Annotated in this window: 3 protein-coding genes; all 3 read left to right on the top strand. The window is 61.9% G+C overall.

What is annotated here, in order from left to right; all coding sequences use genetic code 11:
* The first annotated feature begins 105 nt into the window (after nucleotides 1-105).
* From EKN07_RS12350 to EKN07_RS12340, 3 genes are read left to right on the top strand one after another with little or no spacing between them, the layout of a single operon-like run.
* Nucleotides 106-594: a carbohydrate-binding protein gene (locus EKN07_RS12350; protein WP_126146569.1), complete on the top strand. Its 489-nt coding sequence runs from the start codon at nucleotides 106-108 to the stop codon at nucleotides 592-594.
* A gap of 11 nt (nucleotides 595-605) precedes the next feature.
* Entirely contained in the window at nucleotides 606-1283 is a 678-nt protein-coding gene (locus EKN07_RS12345; RefSeq protein ID WP_126146568.1) for a hypothetical protein, read from the top strand.
* A gap of 6 nt (nucleotides 1284-1289) precedes the next feature.
* Nucleotides 1290-1778 carry a hypothetical protein gene (locus EKN07_RS12340; RefSeq protein ID WP_126146567.1) on the top strand — a complete coding sequence of 163 codons (489 nt, stop codon included), beginning with the start codon at nucleotides 1290-1292 and terminating at the stop codon, nucleotides 1776-1778.
* Nucleotides 1779-1952: the final 174 nt, after the last annotated feature.

Here is a 1952-nt window from a genome sequence, read left to right as displayed (position 1 = left end):
CTCATGCTGTTCCAAGACTCCGGGACCACGCTCAACTCTCCGGGCTGCGAGTTTTCCGCCCAATACGTCACCGCATAACCAACCAACGAAGAGAGGGGAATGGTTATGGCTGTCGATCTAGACCTAGCAGGCATTAGTGAGGCGGATTGGGGGGATTTTTACGCCGCCGTGCTGCGAGAGCAGCAACGACGGCTCCTCCTTGCCACCGCCGCACAGCAAGCCGAAACATTGGCGGCGCAGTACGCTGCCGCCGTGGAAACACAACCCGCCCGCCAACTGGCGGACATTCCCACCACGGGCGCAGTCGGCCCCGGCGAAAAAATCATCATCGACGGCATCACGTGGGAGAACATCTCCGGGGCATGGCTCTCCCCACACACGGCAGGACCTGACGTGTACCCGCTCGGCTGGCGCAACACCGCCCTAGCACAACCGGGCGCGGCAGACACCTACCCGGCATGGACAGTCGGCGTCGCCTACACAACCGGCACACTCGTCACCTACCAGGGCACCGTCTACCGGTGCGTCATCGCGCACACGTCACAAGCCGACTGGACACCACCCGCCGTCCCCGCACTCTGGACCATCGCGTAAAGGAGACCCCATTGCCCATCATCGACCTGTTTAAGCGTGTCCTCCCGAAGGTTGGGACGTCCGCCGCCGATTCTGACGGTCCCGTCAACGTGCAAACCATACTCGAGGATTTCTCCTCGTCCCTGCACGCCCCGATCCCCGTCGCAGACCAGACCGAGGCAGACCAAATCGCCTCCGCCGCACCCGCCTCCGCCTTCCCATTGTTCGTGTTCAACCAAGCAACCGTCACGCTAGACGTGATGTCACAGCAGGGTGCTGCGTGGGACATGGTCGGTGGCCGCCCCCACGGGCTGACCGCCACCCTCTACCAGACCAACCTACCCAACGGCGTCGTGAAGAACCTCGGCATCGGTTCCATCACCCGGCAAACCGAAGGGTGGGCACTGTCCTCCGACAACGTCCGTCTGACCGTTCCCTCCACTGGTCTCTATCTCGTCCAGGTCAACATCAACGTGTCCGGCGACTCGCAAACCCTCGGCAGGGTGTTCACAGAGTTCGAGGTCGAGGGGCAAAAGTATCGGACGGGCTCGGCCGCTGAGGATCAAATGAATTTCGTGTCCGTGATCCCCATAACCGCCGGATCCACCATCGCCACATACTTTTATCACTCCGCTGGCGGCACCAGATCCGTCCAACAGGGCATGCTGACAGTCGTGCAGACACTAGCACCCCGGTGGAAGCGAGGCTAAACCACGATGTCGTCTCCTTTGTTTGATACGGCGGTGATTGTTGCTGTGGTCGCGATGGTCGGTGGCGTGGCCACGGCGGGGATTACGGCGTTGGTGCAGCGGCGTAACGCCCGCGCTGACTATAGTCTTGCCGTGTTGGCGCGTACCGTGGATGAGCTGCAGGAGCAGGTACGCGACGCCGAGGCGCGGACGACTAGGCTGCGGGAGAGCCTGGACCAGATGGATGCCAAGTTCTCCAGGTTGCGCCGCGAGCTCGGTGAGGCTCGGGATCACGAGCTCGCCTTGTCCCAGCAGGTCGGCATCTGGCAAGACCACGTCTCCAAACTCGAGAGGCATATCAACTTGCAGTTACCGCCACCACCCCCGGCACGGCCCTTGGCTGCTGTCGCCCAATCCGACCGAGGCACAAGACTCGCATCAGTTCCGGCTCACGACGACAACGGCGAGATCCCCAATGATGACAGCGACGACGACGAAGAAGGAGACCAAGCATGACAAGCATTCTGCATGGCGTGGATGTGCACGCCCGCTACCAAGCCGGATGGCCCCGCGCAATAGTGCCACATGTGGATTTCACGATCACGAAGGCCACCGGCGGCACTTCGCTGGTGATTGACGGTTGGAAATCCATGCTTGCTGGGGCGAAGCGCACCGGCGTCTACCATTATG

This window comes from Actinobaculum sp. 352 (genome assembly GCF_003957265.1).
Classification (GTDB): domain Bacteria; phylum Actinomycetota; class Actinomycetes; order Actinomycetales; family Actinomycetaceae; genus Asp313.
This window is presented reverse-complemented; position numbering and strand designations above follow the sequence as displayed.